Raw genomic sequence first — 21,986 nt, forward strand, 5'->3', positions numbered from 1 at the left:
GAACGCAGGGCCGGTGCTGGGCTCTGTTGAGCCGTGCAGCGTAACCACTTCCGCGAGCGTGATAATTTTCTTGGCATCTGGCATGCCAGAGGATAGAAGTGGAGTTCTGATAAGGACGAGATCGAGACGAAGCGATGAGCCACGAGGACGTGCACAAGGTCCGCTCCTTCGAGCATCCCGGTGAGGGACGCCGACGCGCCAAGGCGACCCCCAAGGGGCGGCAGGTCGATCCCACGGCCGCGCACGAGATCGAGCTGTTGCTCGGCGACAGGCCGCGGCGGCGCGATCTGTTGATCGAATATCTGCACCTGATCCAGGACAAGTATCACCAGATCTCGGCGGCGCATCTGGCTGCGCTCGCCGACGAGATGAAGCTCGCCTTCGCCGAGGTGTTCGAGACGGCGACCTTCTACGCGCATTTCGACGTGGTGAAGGAAGGCGAGCCCGACATTCCCCCGCTGACGATCCGGGTCTGCGATTCGCTCACCTGCGCGATGCTTGGCGGCGAGAACCTGCTCGAAGATCTGCAGAGCGCGTCAGGTCCCGGCATCCGCGTCGTGCGCGCGCCCTGCGTTGGACGCTGCGACACAGCGCCGGCCGCCGAGGTCGGGCACAATTTCGTCGACCACGCGACCGTCGCCGATGTGATGGCGGCGGCAAAGGCCGGCGATACTCATACGCATCTGCCCAAATATACCGAGTACGATGCCTACGTCGCGGGTGGCGGCTACAAGCTGCTCAATCGTCTGCGCTCCGGCGAATTGTCGAAGGACGATCTCCTGAAGGCGCTCGACGACGCTTCGCTGCGCGGCCTTGGCGGCGCCGGCTTCCCGACCGGGCGCAAATGGCGCGCCGTCCTCGGCGAGCCCGCGCCGCGGCTGATGGCGATCAACGGCGACGAGGGCGAGCCCGGCACGTTCAAGGACCGCTATTATCTCGAAACCGATCCGCATCGCTTCATCGAGGGCATGTTGATCGGCGCCCACGTGGTGCAGGCGAGCGACGTCTACATCTATCTGCGCGACGAATATCCGGCCTCGCGCGAGATCCTCCAGCGCGAGATCGCAAAGCTTCCGTCGGGCGGCCCGACGCTGCATCTGCGGCGCGGCGCCGGCGCCTACATCTGCGGCGAGGAATCCTCGCTGCTGGAGAGCATCGAGGGCAAGCGCGGCCTGCCCCGGCACAAGCCGCCTTACCCGTTCCAGGTGGGCCTGTTCGGCCTGCCGACGCTGATCAACAATATCGAGACGCTGTGGTGGGTGCGCGACATCGTCGAGAAGGGCGCCGATTGGTGGAAGGGCCATGGCCGCCACGAGCGTCACGGCCTGCGCAGCTTCTCGGTCTCGGGCCGCGTCAAGAATCCCGGCATGAAGCTCGCGCCCGCGGGCATCACCGTGCGCGAGCTGATCGAGGAATATTGCGGCGGCATGGCCGACGGCCACCAGTTCTACGCCTATCTGCCGGGCGGTGCGTCCGGCGGCATTTTGCCTGCAGCGATGGACGACATCCCGCTCGATTTCGGCACGCTGGAGAAATACGGCTGCTTCATCGGCTCGGCTGCGATCGTGATCCTGTCGCACAAGGACAGCGTGCGGTCGGCCGCACTGAACCTGATGAAGTTCTTCGAGGACGAGAGCTGCGGCCAGTGCACGCCGTGCCGCGTCGGTACCCAGAAGGCGGCGCTGCTGATGCAAAGGCCGGTCTGGAACCGTGCCTTGCTGGAAGAATTGAGCCAGGCGATGCGCGATGCCTCGATCTGCGGGCTCGGACAGGCGGCATCGAATCCGCTGTCTTCCGTGATCAAATATTTCCCTGACGAGTTCAAGGAAGCCGCCGAATGACCAAGATCACGTTCGAACTCGACGGCAAGCAGGTCGAGGCCAAGCCCGGCGAGACCATCTGGCAGGTCGCAAAGCGCCAGGGCCGCGACATTCCGCACCTCTGCTATTCGCCGGCGCCGGACTATCGCCCCGACGGCAATTGCCGCGCCTGCATGGTCGAGATCGAGGGCGAGCGCGTGCTCGCCGCATCCTGCAAGCGCACGCCGTCGGTCGGCATGAAGGTGAAGACCGAGAGCGCCCGCGCGACTGCTGCGCAGAAGATGGTGATGGAGCTGCTGGTCGCCGACCAGCCGGCGCGCGAGACCTCGCACGATCCGGAGTCGAAGTTCTGGCACTGGGCCGAGACGACAGGCGTCACCGAGAGCCGCTTCCCCGCCGCCGAGCGCTGGGCGACCGATGCCAGCCATCCGGCGATGCGCGTCAACCTCGATGCCTGCATCCAGTGCGGCCTGTGCGTGCGCGCCTGCCGTGAGGTCCAGGTCAACGATGTCATCGGCATGGCCTATCGCAATGCCGGCGCCAAGATCGTGTTCGACTTCGACGACCCCATGGGCGAGTCCACCTGCGTTGCCTGCGGCGAATGCGTGCAGGCCTGCCCGACCGGCGCCTTGATGCCGGCCGTGATGCTCGACGACAAGCAGACGCGCGTCACCTATGCCGACAAGAAGGTCGATTCGCTCTGCCCGTTCTGCGGCGTCGGCTGCCAGGTCACCTATGAGGTCAAGGACGAGAAGGTGATCTATGCGGAAGGCCGCGACGGCCCCGCCAATCACAATCGTCTCTGCGTGAAGGGCCGCTTCGGCTTCGACTACATCCACCATCCGCATCGCCTGACGAAGCCGCTGGTGCGGTTGCCGAACGCGAAAAAGGATGCGAACGATCAGGTCGATCCGGCCAATCCGTTCACGCATTTCCGCGAGGCGAGCTGGGAGGAAGCGCTCGACATCGCCGCCAAGGGCCTCGTCAAGATCCGCGACGAGAAGGGCGTGAAGGCGCTGGCCGGCTTCGGCTCGGCCAAGGGCTCGAACGAAGAGGCCTATCTGTTCCAGAAGCTGGTGCGCACCGGCTTCGGCTCCAACAACGTCGATCACTGCACGCGCCTCTGCCACGCTTCGTCGGTCGCGGCGCTGTTCGAAGGCCTCAGCTCGGGCGCGGTGTCGGCACCGTTCTCTGCCGCCATGGACGCCGAGGTCATCATCGTGATCGGCGCCAATCCGACTGTGAACCATCCGGTTGCGGCGACCTTCATCAAGAACGCGGTCAAGCAGAACGGCGCAAAACTGTTCGTTATGGATCCGCGCCGGCAGTCGCTGTCGCGTCACGCGACCAAGCATCTGCAGTTCAAGCCCGGCTCCGACGTCGCCATGCTGAACGCGATGATCAACACGATCATCACTGAGGGCCTGACCGACGACCAGTACATCGCCGGCTACACCGAGGGTTTCGAGGACCTCAAGGAGAAGATCAAGGAGTTCACGCCGGAGAAGATGGAGCCGATCTGCGGCGTCCCGGCGCAGACCTTGCGCGAGGTGGCGCGCACCTATGCGCGCGCGAAATCGTCGATCATCTTCTGGGGTATGGGCATCAGCCAGCACGTCCACGGCACCGACAATGCGCGCTGCCTGATCGCGCTCGCGCTGATCACCGGCCAGGTCGGCCGTCCCGGCACCGGCCTGCATCCGCTGCGCGGCCAGAACAACGTGCAAGGCGCCTCCGATGCCGGCCTGATCCCGATGTTCCTGCCGGACTACCAGCCGGTCGGCCGCGACGATCTGCGCGGCAGTTTCGAAAAGCTCTGGCAGCAGGATCTCGATCCCGTCCGCGGCCTGACCGTGGTCGAGATCATGAACGCGATCCATGCCGGCGAGATCACGGGCATGTATATCGAGGGCGAGAATCCCGCGATGTCCGATCCCGATCTGCAGCACGCGCGCCACGCGCTGGCGATGCTCGATCATCTCGTGGTGCAGGACCTCTTCGTCACCGAGACTGCGTTCCACGCCGACGTGATCCTGCCGGCCTCGGCCTTCGCCGAGAAGGACGGCTCCTTCACCAACACCGACCGCCGCGTGCAGCTGGCGCGTCAAGTGATCAAGCCGCCCGGCGATGCGCGCCAGGATCTCTGGATCATCCAGGAGATCGGCAAGCGCATGGGCCTGCCGTGGAACTATGCCGGACCCGGCGACGTCTTCACCGAGATGGCAGAGCTGATGCCGTCGCTGAAGAACATCACCTGGGAGCGGCTGGTGCGCGAAGGCGCGGTGACCTATCCGGTCGACGATCCGAACAAGCCCGGCAACGAGATCATCTTCACCACAGGTTTCCCGACTGCGAGCGGCCGCGGCAAGATCGTGCCGGCCAAGGTCATCCCGCCGGACGAGATTCCCGACGACGAATATCCGATGGTGCTCTCGACCGGCCGCGTGCTGGAGCACTGGCACACCGGCTCGATGACGCGCCGCGCCCAGGTGCTCGACCAGATCGAGCCCGAGGCGGTCGCGTTCATGTCGCCAAAGGACATGCGCAAGAAGAAGCTGGTGCCCGGCGATTTCATTCGGCTGGAGACCCGCCGCGGCGCCGTCGAGGTCAAGGTCCGCTCCGACCGCGACGTGCCGGAGAACATGGTGTTCATGCCGTTCTGCTACGCCGAGGCGGCGGCGAACCTGCTCACCAACCCGGCGCTGGACCCGTTCGGCAAGATCCCGGAGTTCAAGTTCTGCGCAGCGCGGGCCGAGCGCGCCGTGATGCGTGACGCGGCGGAGTAGGGGACGTCATGGGTGGGGCGCATGGTGCCCACACCGTCATTGCGAGCGAAGCGAAGCAATCTAGACTGCCTCCGCGGCAAGATTCTGGATTGCTTCGTCGCTTCGCTCCTCGCAATGACGGTGCTACATGTGACGCATGTCCAAAGTCACCCCCGCGACACGCGCACTCACGGCCGCCGGTGTTGCCTTCACCGTGCACACCTACGACTATGATCCCGACGCCGAGAGCATCGGGCTGCAGGCGGCGGCCGCGCTCGGCGAGGAGCCGGCGCGCGTCCTGAAGACGCTGATGGCGCTGGTCGACGGCAAGCCGGTGTGCGTGGTCGTGCCGTCCGACCAGGAGGTCTCGATGAAGAAGCTGGCGGCGGCGGCGAGCGGCAAGTCGGCGCAGATGATGAAGCCGCCCGAGGCCGAGCGCGTCACCGGCTACAAGGTCGGCGGCATCAGCCCGTTCGGGCAGCGCAAGCCTGTGCGCACCGTGATCGAGCAGAGCGCGCTTGCGCATGATCTCGTCTATCTCAATGGAGGCCAGCGCGGCTTGCAGGTCCGGCTGAAGCCGGCCGATGCGCGGGACGTCCTGAAGGCCGTGGTGGCGGATGTGCTGGCGTGAGCGCGATGGAGCGGGATCATGAGGCGGCTGCTTCTGGCGGGGTTCTGGGTGCTGCTCGGCATCGCTTTTCCGGCAGAGGCACATGAGGTCAATCTCGTCACCGCGCGCGTGGGGCTGAGCCCTGATCGCTCGGTGAGCGTCGAGCTCGGGTTGAAGGGCAGCGATGTCGATCGCCTGATCGGTACGAAGATCTATGATCCGAGACGGGACGCGGTCGATCCTGTCGCGGTCGAAGCGGCCAAGCCCGCGATCCTTGCCTATATGGGCACGCACCTGGCTGTCACAGGTGGTGCCAAGGCCTGTGTTGCCGGAGATGCCGCGATCTTGGCCGACGGCGACGGCATCGTCTATCGCAACAGCTTTGCCTGCGCCGACGCCGCCGGCGATCTCATCTATCGTTCCACCGTGCTGACCGAGAAGGACAAGGCTGCTCGACAAGTCGTGCTGATTGCGCAGGGGCGGTCGGAAACGCAGGCCTTGCTCGACGCCGGCAACACGACGGTCACGCTTTCAACCGCGCCGCCGTCGCTGTGGTCGACGATGCAGCGCTATGTCATCACCGGCATCGAGCACATCTTCCTCGGTTACGATCACATCGCATTCCTGATCGCGGTGGTGCTGTGGGCGCGACGGCTCATGCCCGTCGTCAAAATCGTGACGGCCTTCACCATTGCCCATTCAATCACCTTGTCGCTGGCCGCGCTCGATGTTCTCGTGATTCCGAGCAGCATCGTGGAGCCTGCAATTGCGGCCTCGATCGTCTTCGTGGCTGTGGAGAACTTCTTCTCGCGCGACGTCGACAGGCGCTGGCGCGTGGCTTTTCTGTTCGGCTTGATCCACGGCTTCGGCTTCGCGGGGGTGCTGCGTGACATCGGGTTACCGCCAAACACAGCCGTGCCGGCGCTTGCCGCTTTCAACATCGGCGTCGAGATCGGGCAGGTCGCGATCGTTGCGGTCGCGTTGCCGACCCTCCGTCTCGCCGATCGATGGAGCGGAGGGGACCGGTCCGAACCGGTGAGGGCGGCGGGGCTGGTTTACACGTTCTCTGCCATGATCGGCCTGCTCGGCGGCTATTGGCTGGTCGCGCGCGTCTTCGAAGCTTGAAATCAAGCGGTCTCTCTCGCGCGGTCGGCCTGCTTCCGCCACGGCGCGCGGCCCCACGGCTCCTGCGCACTTGAGTTCGCTCACAAGCCCTGTATAGAAACTGGAATAGAAATAGAATATCGTTCTGTGCAATAGAACGAACGCAATTGAGGGACGAGACAATGGAATTCGAACGCGTCCGGCAGGACGACGGCTCACCGGTGCCATTCACGCCCGATGCCGTCATCGAAGCCTTCAAGGCGATTCCCGATTTGCTGATCCGCGACGAGGCCCTCACTGCCCGTGGTCGCTGGCTCGATGTGGATTGCCTGCTCGGGCCGAGCACGCAGCCATTCCACCTCGCCATTCGGGCCGGTCGGATCGTCGACATGGCGCCGGCGCCAGTGCTGATGCGTTCCTGGCGCTTCTCCTATCGCGCGACGCCCGCCGCGTTCGCCGCATATTGGCAACGAATGCCGCCGGCGGGATGGCACGATCTGCTGGCGCTGACCAAGCGCGGGCAGGCGACGCTCGAAGGCGATCTGCATCCATTCATAGCGTACCTTCAGTATTTCAAGGATCTTCTGGCGCTACCGCGGCGCAGCGGGTTCGGAGGCGCGTCATGAACGGCTTCATCGAGCCGATTGTCGGGCGCTACGTGCACGTCGAGATCGATGGCGAGGTCAACAGGATCTATTTCGAGGAGAACGGCAGCGGCATTCCCCTGGTTTGCCTCCACACCGCCGGCTCCGACGCGCGGCAGTGGCGTCATCTGCTCGTGGACGACGAGTTCACGAGGCATTTCCGAGTCATCACCTTCGACATGCCCTGGCATGGTAAGTCCAATCCCCCGGACAGCCGATATGGCAGCGAATACCGGCTGACCACCGCGAGCTACACGGCGACGATCCGCGCCTTCTGCAGCGCGCTTGGGCTGGAGCGGCCGGTGGTGATGGGTTGCTCGATCGGTGGCCGCATCGTGCTCAATCTCGCCATTGCGCATGCTCACGAGTTTCGCGCTCTGATCGGCCTTGAGGCCGCCGACTTCCAGCAGCCCTGGTACGAAACGACCTGGCTGAACCGGCCCGATGTTCATGGCGGCGAGGTCTGCGCCGCGCTGGTATCGGGATTGATCGCGCCTGGCGGTCCTGAGGGTGCGCGCAACGAGACACTGTGGGGCTACAAGCAGGGCGGACCCGGCATCTTCAAGGGCGATCTTTATTTCTATCGCGTCGATGGCGATCTGCGTGGTCGCACCGGCAACATCGACGTCAACCAGTGCCCGCTCTATCTGCTGACCGGCGAGTACGATTTCTCCTGCACGCCGGAGGACACGCTGCGGACCGCCGCCGGGATTCCCGGTGCGAAGGCCACCGTCATGGAGCGGCTTGGCCATTTTCCGATGAGTGAAAACCCAGGCCAGTTCCGCCGCTACATCGCGCCGGTGCTGCAAAACATCCTCGATAAGCAAAAGTCGTAAACGGGAGGCGTATGTTATGAAGTTGCGTTGGATGATTGCGGTCGCTCTGGCCGCGCAGACGAGTGCCGCGGTCGCGGCCGACGATGTCATCAGGATCGGCGTTCTCAACGACCAGTCCGGTGTGTTCGCCGACAATGGAGGGCGGGGCTCGGTCGCCGCCGCAAGGCTCGCCGCGGAGGATTTCGGCAACGAACTCCTCGGCAAGAAGATCGAGATCATTTCGGCCGACCATCAGAACAAGCCGGACATCGCATCGGCAACTGCGCGCAAATGGTTCGACAATGAGGGCGTCGACATGATCGCGGACGGCGCAGCCTCCTCGGCCGGCTTTGCCATCCTGGAAGTCGCCAAGCAGAAGAACAAGATCTTCGTCATCTCGGGTCCGGGCTCGTCCGATTTCACGGGAAAGTCCTGCTCGCCGATCAGCTTCCACTTCAACTACGACACCTACGCGCTGTCGAAGCTGACCAGCGACGCGATCACGCGGGCTGGCGGCAAGACCTGGTACTTCGTGACAGCCGACTACGCCTTCGGTCACGCGCTTCAGCGCGATGCCACGAAGTTCATCGACGTCGCCGGCGGCAAAGTGATCGGCTCGGCCGCGCATCCGCTCGGCACTGCGGATTTTGCGTCCTTTCTGCTGCAGGCGCAGGGATCCAAGGCCGACGTCGTTGGCCTCGCGACGTCGGGCGCGGACGTGCAGACCGCGATCAAGCAGGCTGGTGAGTTCGGCATCGTCGAGGGCGGCCAGAAGCTCGCCGGCCTCCTGGTCTTCATCACGGATGTGAACTCGCTTGGCCTGAAGGTCACGCAGGGTTTGCAGGTGACGACCTCGTTCTACTGGGACCTCAACGAGCAGACCCGGGCCTGGTCGAAGCGCTACTCGACGCTGATGGACGGCAAGGTCGCGAGCATGGTGCAGGCAGGCGTCTACAGCGGCGTCCGACATTACCTCGCCGCCGTCAAGGCAGCGGGCACCACCGATGCAACGGTCGTTGCCGCCAAGATGCACGAGCTGAAGGTCAACGACATGTACAACAAGGACGTTGCGGTCCGCCCCGACGGGCGCGTGCTGCACACGATGTATCTCGTGCAAGTGAAGAAGCCGGAGGAGTCCAAGTACAAGTTCGACTATTACCGGATCGTCGGCTCCAAGCCGGGCGACGAGGTATTCCGGCCGTTGAGCGAAGGCGGCTGCCCGCTGGTAAAGTAACTGCGCCGGCCGGGCGGGACCGGCGTCCGCCCGGCCACACGACTTCGAGGGAGAGTTAAGGAATGTCTGGTTCGATTGGGTTCATCGGTCTTGGCGTCATGGGCGAGCCGATCTGCCGCAACCTGTTGCGCAAGAGCGGCCGGCCGGTGCTTGCCTTCGACCTTGTTGCGGAGCCGTTGGCTCGGGTCGCAGCTGACGGAGCGACGGCGACGACGTCGATCGGGGATGTCGTCGCCGGCGCACAGACGGTCTTCCTGTGCCTGCCCAGCGCCAAGCACGTCATGTCGGTCTTCGAGAGCATCCTGCCGGCGGTCAAGCGCGACCAGACTGTGATCGATCTCGGCACGTCCGACGTCGGCCTGACCCGTTCATTCGCGAAGCAGCTCGCGGAGAAGGGCGCGCTCTGGATCGATGCGCCGATCGCGCGCACCCGCCAGGCAGCCCAGGACGGCACGCTCAGCGTTATGGTCGGCGCGACAGCCGAGCAGTTCGCCGCGGTCGAGCCGCTGATCCGGCATTTTGCGACCGACGTCACTCTCTGTGGCGGAACCGGCGCAGGCCAAGTGACGAAGATCCTCAACAACATGGTGCTGTTCGAGACGGTGAATGCGCTGGCGGAGGCCGTCGCGCTTGCCAAGCACAGCGGCGTCGAGCCGAAGCTGCTGCTGGAGACGTTGTCCAAGGGGTCGGCGGACAGTTTTGCCCTGCGCAATCACGGCATGAAGGCGATCGTCGCCGGGGAGTTTCCGCTGCGGGCGTTCTCCACTGAATATGCAATGAAGGACCTCTCCTATGCGCTGGAGCTCGGCGCGCAGGCTGGGCTCAACCTGCGCGGTGCCGCGCTTATGCGCACCATCTTCCAGGAGACGATCGACAAGGGGATGGGGGATGCTTACTTTCCCGTCATCGCTAAGCTCATCGATCCCTCCGGATTCCCCCAATAGGAAACGCCATGCCTTCGCCCGGTGTCGCCGCCGTCGACCGCGCTCTGACGATCCTTGCCGCGTTCGAGGATGCCCCGGAGCCGATGACGCTGGCGGAGCTTGCCAAGCGCACCAAGATGTACAAAAGCACGCTGTTGCGGCTGATGGCCTCGCTTCAGGAATTCGGCTACCTCGTGCAACTCGCCGACGGCCGCTACCATCTCGGGCCGACGCCGTTCCGGCTGGGCGCGGTGTACCAGCGCAACAACAATCTGCATGATCGGGTGATGCCGCTGCTGCGCCAGCTCGTGGCCGACGGCACCGAAAGTCCGTCGTACCACGTGCGGCATGATGCCAAGCGCCGGCTCTGCGTGTTCCGCGTCGATTCCCAACACTCGACGCTCGACCGCGTCGAGGCCGGCATGCTGCTGCCGCTGGAGCGCGGGGCGGCGGGCCGGGTTATTCTCGCCTTCGACGGTGAGAAAGGCGCGACCTATGACGCGATTCGCGGGGGCTGCATCGCAGTGTCGTTCGGGGAGCGCGATCCGGATTGTGCCGGGCTGGCCTGCCCCGTGTTCGGGTCCGGCGGCAAGTGCGTCGGCGCCTTGTCGCTCTCGGGGCCGAAGCCGCGCTTCACGAGAGACAATATCAAGACGATGGCGTCGCTGTTGCTGAAGGCAGCCATCCGCCTGACGCGCACGCTGGGCGGTCCGACCGAGATCCTCGACAATGCCTTATCGGCTTTGGCTGAAGACGCGCGTCCAGCGCGCAGGGCGAGGCGCTAGTTGTCGACAAAATGCGCAACGCTGGAAGGTCGAGCATGCCACTGACGGACAGAATTTCTCCAATCTCGCGTGCCGTCGGGCGGACGGTATGAGCAGCAAATACGACGTGCTGGTGATCGGCGGCGGCAATGCCGCCCTGTGCGCGGCGATCAGCGCGCGGCGCGGCGGGGCCTCGGTGCTCGTGCTCGAAGGCGCGCCGAAATTCTATCGCGGCGGCAACACCCGCCACACCCGCAACATGCGCTGCGCCCATGACGCCGCGACCGAAATCCTGACCGGCCCTTACACCGAGGAGGAGTTCTGGGAGGACCTGCTGCGCGTCACCGGCGGGCAAACCAACGAGGTGCTGGCGCGCCACATGATCCGCGAATCCAAGGACATCCTGAACTGGATCGTGGAACAGGGCGTGCGCTGGCAGCCTTCGCTCGGTGGCACGCTCAGCCTCGGCCGCACCAACTCCTTTTTCCTCGGCGGCGGGCGGGCGATGCTGAACGCGCTTTATCTCACCGCGGAGCGGCTCGGCGTCGCCGTCGAATACGACGCCGAGGTGATCGATCTCGTGATCGAGGACGGCATGTTCCTCGCCGCGCGCCTCCAGCGGCCGGTCAAGGGCCAGAGCGAGGTCCGCGCCGGTGCGCTGGTTGCCGCCGCCGGCGGGTTCGAGGCCAACATCGAATGGCTGAAGCAATATTGGGGCGAGGCCGCCGACAACTTCCTGATCCGCGGCACGCCCTATAACCGCGGCTCGATCCTGAAGATGCTGCTCGACAAGGGCGTGCAGGAGGTCGGCGATCCCACGCAGTGTCATGCGGTCGCGATCGATGCCCGCGCGCCGAAATTCGACGGCGGCATCATCACGCGGCACGACTCCGTGGTGTTCGGCATCGTCGTCAACAAGCATGCCCAGCGCTTCTACGACGAGGGCGAGGACCTCTGGCCGAAGCGGTACGCGATCTGGGGCCGGCTGGTCGCGGCGCAGCCCGACCAGATCGCCTACATCATCTTCGATTCCACCGTCGTGACCAGCTTCATGCCGACGTTGTTTCCGCCGATCGCCGGGCAGACGATCGCGGAGCTCGCCGGCAAGCTCGCGCTCGATCCGGCCGCGCTGGAACAGACCATCACCGAGTTCAACGCCGCGGTGCGGCCCGGGACCTTCGACCACACCATTCTGGATGATTGCGTGACGGAGGGCATCACGCCGCCCAAGACGCATTGGGCGCGCCGGATCGAGACGCCGCCTTTTCTCGCTTATCCGGTGCGGCCCGGCATCACCTTCACCTATCTCGGCACGCGCGTGAACAAGGAGGCGCGAATGCTGATGAAGGACGGCAAGCCCTCCGCCAACATGTTCGCCGCCGGCGAGATCATGGCCGGCAATGTGCTTGGCAAGGGCTATGCGGCCGGCATGGGCATGACCATCGGCAGCGTGTTCGGGCGGATCGCAGGACGGGAAGCGGCGAAACATGCACGGAACTAGAATTCTCGACGAAGCCGACCGTCTGATGACGGTCTGCAATTCCTGCCGCTATTGCGAGGGCCTGTGCGCGGTGTTTCCGGCCATGGAGATGCGGCGCGCCTTCTCCGACGGCGATCTCAACTATCTCGCCAATCTCTGCCATTCCTGCGGCGCCTGCTACGTCGACTGCCAGTTCTCGCCGCCGCACGAATTCAACGTCAACGTCCCGAAGACGTTGGCGGTTGCGCGCGCGGAGTCCTATGCGGCCTATGCCTGGCCGCGGCCGCTCTCCGGCGCCTTCGCGCGCAACGGCCTCGTCATCAGCATCACCGCCGCGCTCAGCATGGCGGCATTCATTTTCGGCTTCGTCGCCCTGAACGACCGCAGCGTGCTGTTCGGCGTGCACACCGGCCCCGGCGCCTTCTACAAGCTGATGCCGCACAACGCGATGGTCGCGCTGTTTGGCGCCGCATTCCTCTACGCGATCCTCGCACTCGTCATGAGCGTGCGTGCCTTCTGGCGCGACATCGGCACGCCGATCGGCGACCGCGCCGACGGCGGCTCGATCTTTCAGGCGATCCGCGACGCCGGCGAGCTGCGCTATCTCCATGGCGGCGGCGTCGGCTGCTACAACGAGGACGACAAGCCGACCGACCGGCGCAAGCTATATCACCACCTGACCTTCTACGGCTTCCTCCTATGCTTTGCAGCGACCTCGGTGGCGACGCTCTATCATTATCTGCTCGGCCGCGAGGCGCCGTATCCGTGGTGGGACCTGCCCGTGGTGCTCGGCACGCTCGGCGGCATCGGCCTGATCGTCGGGCCCATCGGCCTGTTCGCGGCCAAGATGCGGAGCGATCCCGCGCTGCTCGACGAATACAGCTACGGCATGGACGTCGGTTTCATCGCCATGCTGTTCCTGACCGGCCTCACCGGAATGCTGCTGCTGGTGCTGCGCGAGACTGCCGCGATGGGACCGCTGCTCGCGCTGCATCTCGGCGCCGTGTTCGCGTTGTTCATCACGATGCCCTACGGCAAGTTCGTGCACGGCCTTTATCGCTTCGCCGCGCTGGTGCGCTATGCGCAGGAGCGGCGGACGGCGGCGTGACCCCGCGCCGCCCGTCTCGCAACCTCTTACGCCACCTCGCGCTCGGGCGGGGATCCCTGCTCGCGGGCCATCGTCGTGGCCGTGACATAGTCGGTCTTGCCGGTGCCGAGCAGCGGCACCTTGTCGACCACCATGATCGCAGCGGGCACGGTGAGCTCGGAGGCGCCGATCGCCTTGGCCTGGGCCTGCATCGCGCTGCGCTCGGCATTCTTCTCCGTCGTCAGCAGCACGATGCGCTCGCCCTTGCGCTGGTCGGGGATCGACACGGCGATCGATGCGGCCTGCGGCCACAACGCCGTCGCGATGGCTTCGACCGCCGACAGCGAGACCATTTCGCCCGCGATCTTGGCAAAGCGCTTGGCGCGGCCCTTGATGGTGATGAAGCCGGCCGCGTCGATCGAAACGATGTCGCCGGTGTCGTGCCAGCCGTCGGGGAGCTTTTCGAGCACACCGGGATTTTCGGCCCTGAGGTAGCCGAGCATCACGTTCGGGCCGCGCACCGAGAGGCGTCCGCCTTCCTCGATGCCGGGGACCGGATCGAGGCGGCTTTCCATCAGCGGCGAGAGGCGGCCGACGGTGCCGGGGCGGTTGGCCATCGGCGTGTTCATCGCCAGCACCGGCGCCGTCTCGGTGACGCCATAGCCTTCGAGGATCCGAATGCCGTAGCGCTCCATGAAGACCTGCCGCGTGCGGTCCTTGACCGCCTCGGCGCCGGCGATGACGAGGCGCAGGGTGCGGAAGTCGTAAGCGTGCGCCGAGCGCGCATAGCCGGTCAGGAACGTATCCGTGCCGAACAGGATCGTAGCGCCGGTCTGGTAGATCAGCTCGGGCACGATCCGGTAGTGCAGCGGCGAGGGATACATGTAGATCGGAATGCCCGCCAGCATCGGCATCATCATTCCGCCCGTGAGTCCAAACGAGTGGAACACCGGCAGCACGTTGAACACCTTGTCGTTGGCATTGGCATCGACCCGCGCCAGCGCCTGCGCCGCGTTGGCGAGGATGTTGCGGTGGGACAGCACCACGCCCTTGGGCGTACCTTCCGAGCCCGACGTGAACAGCACGACGGCGGGATCGTTGGCCTGGCGGGGCACGCGCGGCGTCGTGCCGGCGAGCAGGCCCTTGATCTTGTCGGCGATGCCGATCGAGGCGCGGACGTCCTCGAGATAGACGACGCGTGCCTCCGCGGAGATCGCAGTCATCAGCTTGTCGAGCTTGCCTTTCTCGATGAAGGCCTTCGACGTCAGCACGGTCTTGACCTGCGCGGCCTTCATGGCGGCGAGCACGTTGACCGGACCGGCCGAGAAATTGAGCATCGCCGGCACCCGGCCGCTGTTCTGCAGCGCCATGAAGACGACGGCGACGCCCGCGGAGTTCGGCAGCAGCACGCCGACATTCTCGCCGGTTGCGGTGCCGTTCTCGAGCTTGCGGCTCAGGACCTGCGCGCCGAGGATCAGCTTGCGATAAGTCAGCTTGGTGCCGAGCGCGTCCTCGATGATGACCTTGCCGGTGTCGCGGTCGCGATAGGCGTGTCCGAGAGCTTCGAACAGCGTGTGATCGAGCATGGCGTTCTTGACGAGGGCGTCGATCATGACGTCCTGCAGCGCGGCGCCGGCAGCGTTGCGGCGTGCCTTGCCCTTGAGCGTTTCGTCGACCGGAAGCTTGACCGGCGGCAGGATCGTCACCGTCACGCGCGGAAACCAGGACCGCTTGATCTGGCTGGAGTTGAGATAGCTGAGATAGGAGCGCTGCGCGCCTTCGATCCGGACCGGCACGACCACGGCGTCAGCCTTGTCCGCGATCATCGCGGTGCCGTCATACACCTTCATCAGCGATCCCGAGACTGTGATCCGTCCCTCCGGGAAGATCACGACTGGCTCGCCAGCGGCGACGAGCTTGATCAGGTCGCGCGCAGCCAGCGGCTTGGTCGGGTCCATAGTGTAGTGCTTGACGGCGCGCAGGAACGGCTTGGCCCACCAGGCCTTGGCGATGCCGGTGTCGACCGCAAAGCTCGCGTCGATCGGCAGCACGGCGTGGAGCAGCGGGCCGTCGATCAGGCTGACATGGTTCGGCGCGATCAGCATGCGCGTGCCGGGAGGCGGCAGGTTTTCGAGGCCGCGCACCTCGGTACGGAACAGGGCGCGGAACAGAAGCCCGCCAGCATCGCGCACGCCTTCCTTGCCCCACTTGGTCAGCACGAACCACACCGCGCCGAAGCTGGCGACGCCGAGGCCGAAGAAGATCCAACCGATATGCAGACCTGCCGCCTGCAATAGCGCGACGAACAGCGAGCCGACCACCATGAAGGCAGCCTGCAGCACGTTGCCGGCGGCGATGATGCGGGCGCGTTCGGAAGGTTGCGACCAGGCCTGGACCGCGGCAAAGGACGGCACGACGAACAGGCCGCCGCCGAAGGCGAAGGCGACGAAGTCGGCCAGCATGCGCAGGCCACCGAACGAAGTCGCGAAGCCGAGCGCGGTGATCTCGTGCCCCTTTGCGGTGACGCCGATGGCCCAGGCGAGATCGAGGCCGGCAAAGCCCATGATGATGGCGCCGATCGGCACCAGCGCGAGGTTCGGGCGAACGTGGCTGAGGCTGGCGGCAAACAGCGAGCCGATGGCGATGCCGATCGCGAAGATGGCAAGGCACAGCGTCACCACGCCCTCGGTGCCGCCGACGACGTCCTTGATCAGCGCCGGCAGCAGCGACAGCACGATGGCGCCGACCAGCCAGAACCAGGAGACGATCACGGTGCCGTCCCAAAGGCGATGGTCGGCACGAAGCGTCCTGAGCAGGCTTACCGTCGAGGTCCAGGGATTGGCGTCGACGGGCAGCTCAGGCGCGGAGGGCGTCGTCTGCGGAATGCGGGACGCGAACGCCCAGGACAACACGGCTAGCACGACCACGGCGGATGCGACCCAGCCCATATGCGCGGAGCCGGCGACGAACTGGCCGCCGGCGACGGTGCCGAGCAGGATCGCCATGAAGGTCGCGCCTTCGACCAGCGCGTTGCCGGTCGCGAGTTCGCCGAGCTCGAGCTGGTCCGGCAGCATCGCGTATTTCACCGGGCCGAACAGCGCGGCGATGGTACCGAACAGTGCGAGCGCTGCGAACAAGAGCGGCACCGAATGCAGGAAGAAGCCGGCAGCGGCGAAGCAGGCTGCAAAGATCTCGACGAATTTGAGCCGCCTTGCGACGACGGATTTGACGTATTTGTCGGCGAGCTGGCCGCCGAGCCCGGACAGGATGAAGTAGGGGAAGATGAAGACTGCGCCTGCCACCGTCACCAGCGCATCGCCGTGGCTCGTCGCCGCGCTGTAGAGCAGGATGATGACGAGCGCATTCTTGAGCACGTTGTCATTGAGCGCCGAGAAGAATTGCGCCCAGAACAGCGGCGCAAAGCGGCGTGACGACATCAATTCCCTGATCATGACTGGTCCTGTTTTGGCAAGGCAGACTGAGGTTGTTACGTTGTCTGTGAAACGTCACGACCGGAAGCATAGGGCGAACGATTGCGCGGCAACGAAGTTGCTGGCCTGCTCTGTCCCCTCGGTTCCTCCGATCCTGTTGGTCTCCAATCGGCATCGTTAGGTTCGCAAATATCCGGTCGAGGCCGGGCGGAGCGGCCTCGCTCGCCCGGATATGGCGCCGGGCGATGAAGGAAAGACTGAACCGCATCGTCGAAATCCGCCGGATCGGCCACGCCCGTCCGGACATGGTTAAGTCCATCCTTGCAGCCGGCGCTTGCATTCGAGCCGACCCGCGTGCGCGCCTCAGGTGAGATGGGCGAGGTGGCGAAACGGCGAGAAGCGGCCGAGCAGGCTGAACCGGCGGCCCTCGTGACGGGCACGGGCACGGCTCGCCCGCCACATCCGAAGAGTCCCCCGGCGTTCGGCGAGCACACCGGCAACGTCGCAGGCGTTGGCGATGCGATTGACCGGGGCCATGGCCAGCCGCAGCAGGGCCCGGCCAAAGCCGGCGACGAGGGCGGCGGCGTCATCGACGAAGGTGGTGGCGATATCGACAGCAAGGGTTTGCATTTTCCAGGTCTCCGGGTTAGATTGAACAATGTTCACATGAGTAGCTTGAAAATGAACAATGTTCAAGAAGAATCGCTACGCGACCAGAAAAAATTTCGGCGCCGGCTCCAGATCGTCGAAATTGCCCGCGGCATCATCTCAGCTAAGGGGCTGAGATCATTGAAGGTTCGGGATGTTGCCGAGGCGGCCCGCTGCTCGGTCGGCAGCGTCTATAACGAGTTTGGCGACTTCGACGGGGTCATTCTGACGGTGAACCGGGAAACGGTTCAGGCGCTCACGGCCCGACTCCGTGCTGTTCCCGCCGAGGATCCGGTCCGCCAGCTTTATGGGCTCGCCGAGACTTATCTCGACTTCTTCGCCGCGCACGCCAATTTGCTGCGTTCCCTGTTCGAGCATCGGATGGAGGACGATCGCCCCTATCCGGACGACATCCTCCAGATGGTGATGGATGCGTTCGCGCTGATGCATCCGCCCCTGGTGCGGCTATTGCCGGATGCGGACGACGTGAAGATTGCGCTGCTGTCGCGTACGCTGTTTTCCGCCGTGCATGGCATCATCTCGCTCGGCCTCGAGGAGCGCATGGTGGCCGTGCCGTCGCAGATGCTGCGCCAGCAGATCGAACAATTCGTCGACACCCATCTCGCAGGACTTGGAATTCTGCCCCTGCGGTGACGATGCCATTACCCTCGTGCAGCGACCGCTTCGCGCGGGCGTGGCGCAACGACGACAACGTCCGATCGCCCGTTCTCGACCTGAACGCGGTTGCGGCCCTTTTCCTTGGCGCGGTAGCAGGCCGCATCCGCGCGTCGCATCGCATCCTCGAGCGTGATGTTGCCGTCGGCGATGCAGGCGACGCCGATGCTGGCGGTCACGGCAAAGCAACGGTCGTCCCAGGCGAAATTGAACAGCTCCAGCGACCGGCGCAGACCCTCGGCGATGTCGACGGCATCGAAGGGCGAGCATCGCGGCAGGATCAGGCCGAATTCGTCGCCGCCGAGCCGGGCCACCAGATCATGCGCATGCCGGTCCTGCTGCAGCAGGCGCGAGACCTGGCAGAGCAGGCGGTCGCCGGCGAGGTGGCCGCAACTGTCGTTGACGCTCTTGAACTGGTCGAGGTCGAGCAGGATGAGGGCGAGCGCACCCGCCGCGGCATTGTCCAGCTCGGCTTGCAGGCGCGCCTCGAAGGCGCGGCGGTTGGAGAGGCCGGTCAACCAATCATGCGATGCCTGCCAGGCCAGGCGCTCCTTCTCGGCATGCAAGGCGTCTTCGAAGGTCTGCCGTTGCCGCACCAGGCGCCGCGTATGCCAGATCAGGAGCAGGATCAGCGCCGCAGCCGTGATGATGTTGATGCCCGTCAGCGTCAGCTTGATCGCCCGGGATCCTTCGCCGAGGACGGTGGAGAATTGCTTGGCGTGCACCGTGAACTGGGCATTGAGCTCCGATAGCCGCGACGACAGGAATTGCAGGCGGTCGTCGTCCTGAATGGGACCTTTCTTCAGCTCGGATCGGATGACCTCGCCGAACACGCTGAGCTCCAGCAGCATGGGATCGGTGGCGGCCCATTCCCTGATCGCGTCCTGGAGGAAGCTGACGCGATTGAAATAGCGAAACAGCCAGATCAGTCCCGGGACGTCATCGGGATGGTTGCCGCCTTGGAGAAAGCCGACGCGGGCGGCCTCGACGTCGACCGGATCGCGTTCCAGCGCCCAGCGCGCGAACTCGTCGCCGATGGGGACGGCGAGTGAAGCCTGATATTGCGCGAACTGGCTCGGTTCGCCCGAATGCAGATAGAGATTGAGGAAGTAGACCGCGTTCTTCTGCGAGCGCGACCAGAGTGCTTCGCCGGCGACATAGGCGCGGACCGACGACATCACCTCGAGACTGAATCCGGCGATCGCCGCCTGCAGCACGACGACCATCACGAAAGGCGAGACGAGCTTGATGACGTGAAGGAGGTTGCCGCCCTCCGCCGACGCCGCTGTTCTGCGAAACACACCAGTCCCCAAGTCGATCGACGCGCCCGGCAGGGGCGTTGCGCCTGCAACGCAAAGTAGACGAGATGGTTGCTTAACTGGACCTGAAAAGTGCGAGGGATTGTGACGGAGGGTGAAGGTAATGTGACGTGGATGCGCGCAGATCGTTTCAAATGCCGCGAAATCGGAGCTGATGTGATATCGCGAACCAATGCCTTGTCATTGCGAGCGCAGCGAAGCAATCCAGCCTGCCTCCGCGGCATCATTCTGGATTGCTTCGTCGCAAGAGCTCTTCGCAATGACGACGTAGCGGCGGACGGGCGCTACACGCTCTCCGTGGACGTGTGTCCTACACCAGCACCGGCTTGCGTACGCGACCGGCGTCGCCGAACACGCGCAGATAACGCTCGATTTCCGAGGGCAGGCCGGTCGCCTTCTCCGGATTGTCGGAGAGCTTGACGGCCGGACGGCCGTCGACTGATGAGACCTTGCAGACCAGCGAGATCGGATCGAGGCTGATCGAGCCGTCCGGCGTGCAGCCGACGAAATCGTTGGTGAGGTTGGTGCCCCAGCCAAAGGAGAGCCGCACGCGCCCTGCGAAGTGGCGATAGGTGTCCTCGATCGAGCCGACGTCCATCGCGTCGGAGAAGACGAGCAGCTTGTCCTTGGGGTTGCGACCCTGCTTCTGCCACCAGGCGATGATCTCCTCCCCAGCCTGGATCGGCGGCGCGCTGTCGGGGCGGAAGCCGGTCCAATCGGCGACCCATTCCGGTGCATCGCGGAGGAAGGTCCTGGTACCGAAGGCGTCGGGCAGCGCGATCAGGAGGTTGCCGCCGTAAGTCTGACGCCACTGGTCGAGAATGCGGTAGGGCGCCCAGCGCAATTCCTCGTCGTCTCTGGCGAGCGCGGCGGCCACCATCGGCAGCTCGTGCGCGTTGGTGCCGATGGCTTCGAGATCGTTGTCCATCGCGAGAAGCACGTTGGAGGTGCCGATGAAGGAGGGGCCGAGGCCTTCCTTCACCGCCTCGACGCACCAGCGCTGCCAGAGGAAGCCGTGGCGGCGACGCGTGCCGAAGTCGGAGAGCCGCAGGTTCTCGAGCTGGCGCAGCCGTTCGACCTTGGTCCACAACTTGGCCTTGGCGCGGGCGTAGAGCACGTCGAGCTCGAAGCGGCCGCGGCCCTTCATGGCCGCACGCGAACGCAGCTCGTTGAGGATCGCAAGCGCCGGAATCTCCCACATCGTGGTGTGGGTCCAGGGCCCGTGAAAATGCAGCTCGTACTGGCCCTCGACCTTGCGCAGCTCGTATTCGGGAAGGCGGAATTCCGCCAGCCAGCGGATGAAATCCGCCGAGAACATATGGGTCTTGCCGTAGAAGGTGTTGCCGGCCAGCCAGATCAGCTCCTTCTTGGTGAAGCGGATGGTGCGGGCATGGTCGAGCTGGGCGCGCAGCTCGCCCTCGTCGATGATCTCCGCAAGGCGCACATGGCGCGAGCGGTTGATGACCGAGAAGGTCACATTCTGACTCGGGTAATCCTCCCGAATCATCTGTAACATCAATAGTTTGTAGAAGTCGGTATCGAGCAGGCTGCGGATGATGGGATCCAGCCGCCAGCTGTGATTGTAGGTCCGGTTCGCAATGTCAGTCACTGTCATGGGGGGATTTTAGCGCGGCTCCCCCTGCGCAACCAGTGGGTTTGGGAAGGGCAGTCTTGCGGAGCGCGGCGCCTGATATCAGGACATGAGAACGGCAGGTCAGAACGTGGCGGCCGTCGCCGCGACGGCCTCGAGCTGGCTCCTGACCCAGCGGTGGGCCGGGTCCTTCTGGTAGCGCTGGTGCCAGACCATGAACATCGGCAGCTCGGCCAGGGTCTTCGTGCGCGACGCCAGCGGGATCGGTGTTTGCGTAAAGCCACGCATTACGCCGGACGCGAGCAGGCTCGGCATGCTCGCCAGCATCTGTGAGCCGCGCAGGAACGACGGCACGCCGGAGAAGCTCGGCACGGAGATCGCGACGTCGCGGTGGAGCCCGTTCGCTGCCAGCCGGCGGTCGAAGTCGAGCCGCTCATTGTCGGTATAGACCACGGTGATGTGACGCGCCGCGAGATAAGCGCTGCGGCTGGCCGGCGCTGCGCGCGCTTTGGGATCGTAGTAGCAGACGTAGTGATCCCTCAGCAGCCGCTTCTGCACGATGTCGACGCCGGACGGCGGCAGCGGCGTGATCAGGAGGTCGCAGCGGTTTTCGCGCAGCATCGCGGGCGAGGGCGATTGCGAGGGGATCACGCGCAAATTCAGGCCCTTCACTTGTGCGGCGACGTGATCGAAGAAGCGCGGCAGCAGCAGGTCGCGCTGGAAATCGTTGGCCGCGATCGTCAACGACAGCTGTGCGCGGGGCGGCTCAAAGCTGACGCCGCCGGCGAAGCTGCGCATCTCGTCGATCAGCGCGCGTGCCTTGCCGGCCAGTGCCTGCGCATGGGCCGTCGCAACGATGCCACGGCCGGACTTGGCGAACAGCGGATCGCCGGCGATCCGCCGCAGCTTGTTCAACCCGTGGCTGACGGCAGACTGGGTGAGGCCGAGCCGCGTCGCTGCCGCCGTCACCGAGCCTTCCTCCAGCACCGCCAGGAACAGCTCGAGGGCATGGCCGTCGAGGGCCAAATGATCGATTTCCTTCATGCAATTCATTATAATTCATCTATTTATCTTGA

General features: G+C 64.9%; 17 protein-coding genes. 12 read left to right on the forward strand and 5 right to left on the reverse strand.

All coding sequences use genetic code 11. The features are described from left to right. Window positions 1–134: 134 nt before the first annotated feature. From I6F16_RS23240 to tcuB, 11 genes are all read left to right on the forward strand, one after another. Window positions 135–1,841, forward strand: coding sequence for an NADH-ubiquinone oxidoreductase-F iron-sulfur binding region domain-containing protein (locus I6F16_RS23240; RefSeq protein WP_225112324.1), 1,707 nt, complete (start codon window positions 135–137; stop codon window positions 1,839–1,841). Then, the gene (gene fdhF / locus I6F16_RS23245; RefSeq protein WP_225112325.1) at window positions 1,838–4,606 is read left to right on the forward strand and encodes a formate dehydrogenase subunit alpha; all 2,769 of its coding nucleotides are present in this window, start codon (window positions 1,838–1,840) and stop codon (window positions 4,604–4,606) included. Before I6F16_RS23240 ends, fdhF begins: the two co-directional genes overlap by 4 nt. 136 nt (window positions 4,607–4,742) lie before the next feature. Beyond that, the gene (ybaK, locus tag I6F16_RS23250; RefSeq protein WP_036011401.1) at window positions 4,743–5,216 is read left to right on the forward strand and encodes a Cys-tRNA(Pro) deacylase; all 474 of its coding nucleotides are present in this window, start codon (window positions 4,743–4,745) and stop codon (window positions 5,214–5,216) included. Window positions 5,217–5,234: 18 nt separating this feature from the next. Next, window positions 5,235–6,320, forward strand: a complete 1,086-nt coding sequence (locus tag I6F16_RS23255; protein ID WP_225112326.1) for a HupE/UreJ family protein — start codon at window positions 5,235–5,237, stop codon at window positions 6,318–6,320. Window positions 6,321–6,481: 161 nt separating this feature from the next. Beyond that, window positions 6,482–6,925 carry a hypothetical protein gene (locus I6F16_RS23260; RefSeq protein ID WP_225112327.1) on the forward strand — a complete coding sequence of 148 codons (444 nt, stop codon included), beginning with the start codon at window positions 6,482–6,484 and terminating at the stop codon, window positions 6,923–6,925. Further along, window positions 6,922–7,779: an alpha/beta hydrolase gene (locus I6F16_RS23265; protein ID WP_109145110.1), complete on the forward strand. Its 858-nt coding sequence runs from the start codon at window positions 6,922–6,924 to the stop codon at window positions 7,777–7,779. The genes I6F16_RS23260 and I6F16_RS23265 overlap by 4 nt, the downstream gene beginning before the upstream one ends. Window positions 7,780–7,795: 16 nt before the next feature. Beyond that, window positions 7,796–8,992, forward strand: a complete 1,197-nt coding sequence (locus I6F16_RS23270; RefSeq protein WP_051057080.1) for an ABC transporter substrate-binding protein — start codon at window positions 7,796–7,798, stop codon at window positions 8,990–8,992. 62 nt (window positions 8,993–9,054) lie between these two features. Beyond that, entirely contained in the window at window positions 9,055–9,936 is an 882-nt protein-coding gene (locus I6F16_RS23275; protein WP_225112328.1) for an NAD(P)-dependent oxidoreductase, read from the forward strand. Window positions 9,937–9,944: 8 nt separating this feature from the next. Beyond that, entirely contained in the window at window positions 9,945–10,700 is a 756-nt protein-coding gene (locus I6F16_RS23280) for an IclR family transcriptional regulator (RefSeq protein WP_225112329.1), read from the forward strand. Between the two features lie 88 nt (window positions 10,701–10,788). Next, a complete protein-coding gene (gene tcuA, locus I6F16_RS23285; protein WP_225112330.1) occupies window positions 10,789–12,180 on the forward strand; it encodes an FAD-dependent tricarballylate dehydrogenase TcuA in 1,392 nt (463 codons plus the stop codon). Continuing rightward, window positions 12,167–13,267, forward strand: a complete 1,101-nt coding sequence (gene tcuB, locus I6F16_RS23290; RefSeq protein WP_225112331.1) for a tricarballylate utilization 4Fe-4S protein TcuB — start codon at window positions 12,167–12,169, stop codon at window positions 13,265–13,267. The genes tcuA and tcuB overlap by 14 nt, the downstream gene beginning before the upstream one ends. A 26-nt stretch (window positions 13,268–13,293) precedes the next feature. Here tcuB and I6F16_RS23295 read toward each other — a convergent pair whose 3' ends face one another. Next, entirely contained in the window at window positions 13,294–16,698 is a 3,405-nt protein-coding gene (locus I6F16_RS23295) for an acyl-[ACP]--phospholipid O-acyltransferase (RefSeq protein ID WP_109145105.1), read from the reverse strand. A gap of 342 nt (window positions 16,699–17,040) precedes the next feature. Then, window positions 17,041–17,307 carry a hypothetical protein gene (locus I6F16_RS38225; RefSeq protein WP_345960834.1) on the reverse strand — a complete coding sequence of 89 codons (267 nt, stop codon included), beginning with the start codon at window positions 17,305–17,307 and terminating at the stop codon, window positions 17,041–17,043. A 51-nt stretch (window positions 17,308–17,358) separates the two neighbouring features. Between I6F16_RS38225 and I6F16_RS23300 the strand changes: the two genes are divergently transcribed. Continuing rightward, the gene (locus tag I6F16_RS23300) at window positions 17,359–17,979 is read left to right on the forward strand and encodes a TetR/AcrR family transcriptional regulator (RefSeq protein ID WP_225112444.1); all 621 of its coding nucleotides are present in this window, start codon (window positions 17,359–17,361) and stop codon (window positions 17,977–17,979) included. Between the two features lie 8 nt (window positions 17,980–17,987). Here the strand turns inward: I6F16_RS23300 and I6F16_RS23305 are convergent, their stop codons facing one another. From I6F16_RS23305 to I6F16_RS23315, 3 genes are all read right to left on the reverse strand, one after another. Further along, complete coding sequence (locus I6F16_RS23305; RefSeq protein ID WP_036011353.1) at window positions 17,988–19,301, reverse strand: GGDEF domain-containing protein; 1,314 nt, start codon at window positions 19,299–19,301, stop codon at window positions 17,988–17,990. A gap of 328 nt (window positions 19,302–19,629) precedes the next feature. Then, the gene (gene pncB / locus I6F16_RS23310; protein WP_036011351.1) at window positions 19,630–20,934 is read right to left on the reverse strand and encodes a nicotinate phosphoribosyltransferase; all 1,305 of its coding nucleotides are present in this window, start codon (window positions 20,932–20,934) and stop codon (window positions 19,630–19,632) included. A gap of 99 nt (window positions 20,935–21,033) precedes the next feature. Next, complete coding sequence (locus I6F16_RS23315) at window positions 21,034–21,963, reverse strand: LysR family transcriptional regulator (protein WP_225112333.1); 930 nt, start codon at window positions 21,961–21,963, stop codon at window positions 21,034–21,036. Window positions 21,964–21,986: the final 23 nt, after the last annotated feature.

Source organism: Bradyrhizobium sp. IC4060 (assembly GCF_020193715.1).
Taxonomy (GTDB): domain Bacteria; phylum Pseudomonadota; class Alphaproteobacteria; order Rhizobiales; family Xanthobacteraceae; genus Bradyrhizobium; species Bradyrhizobium yuanmingense.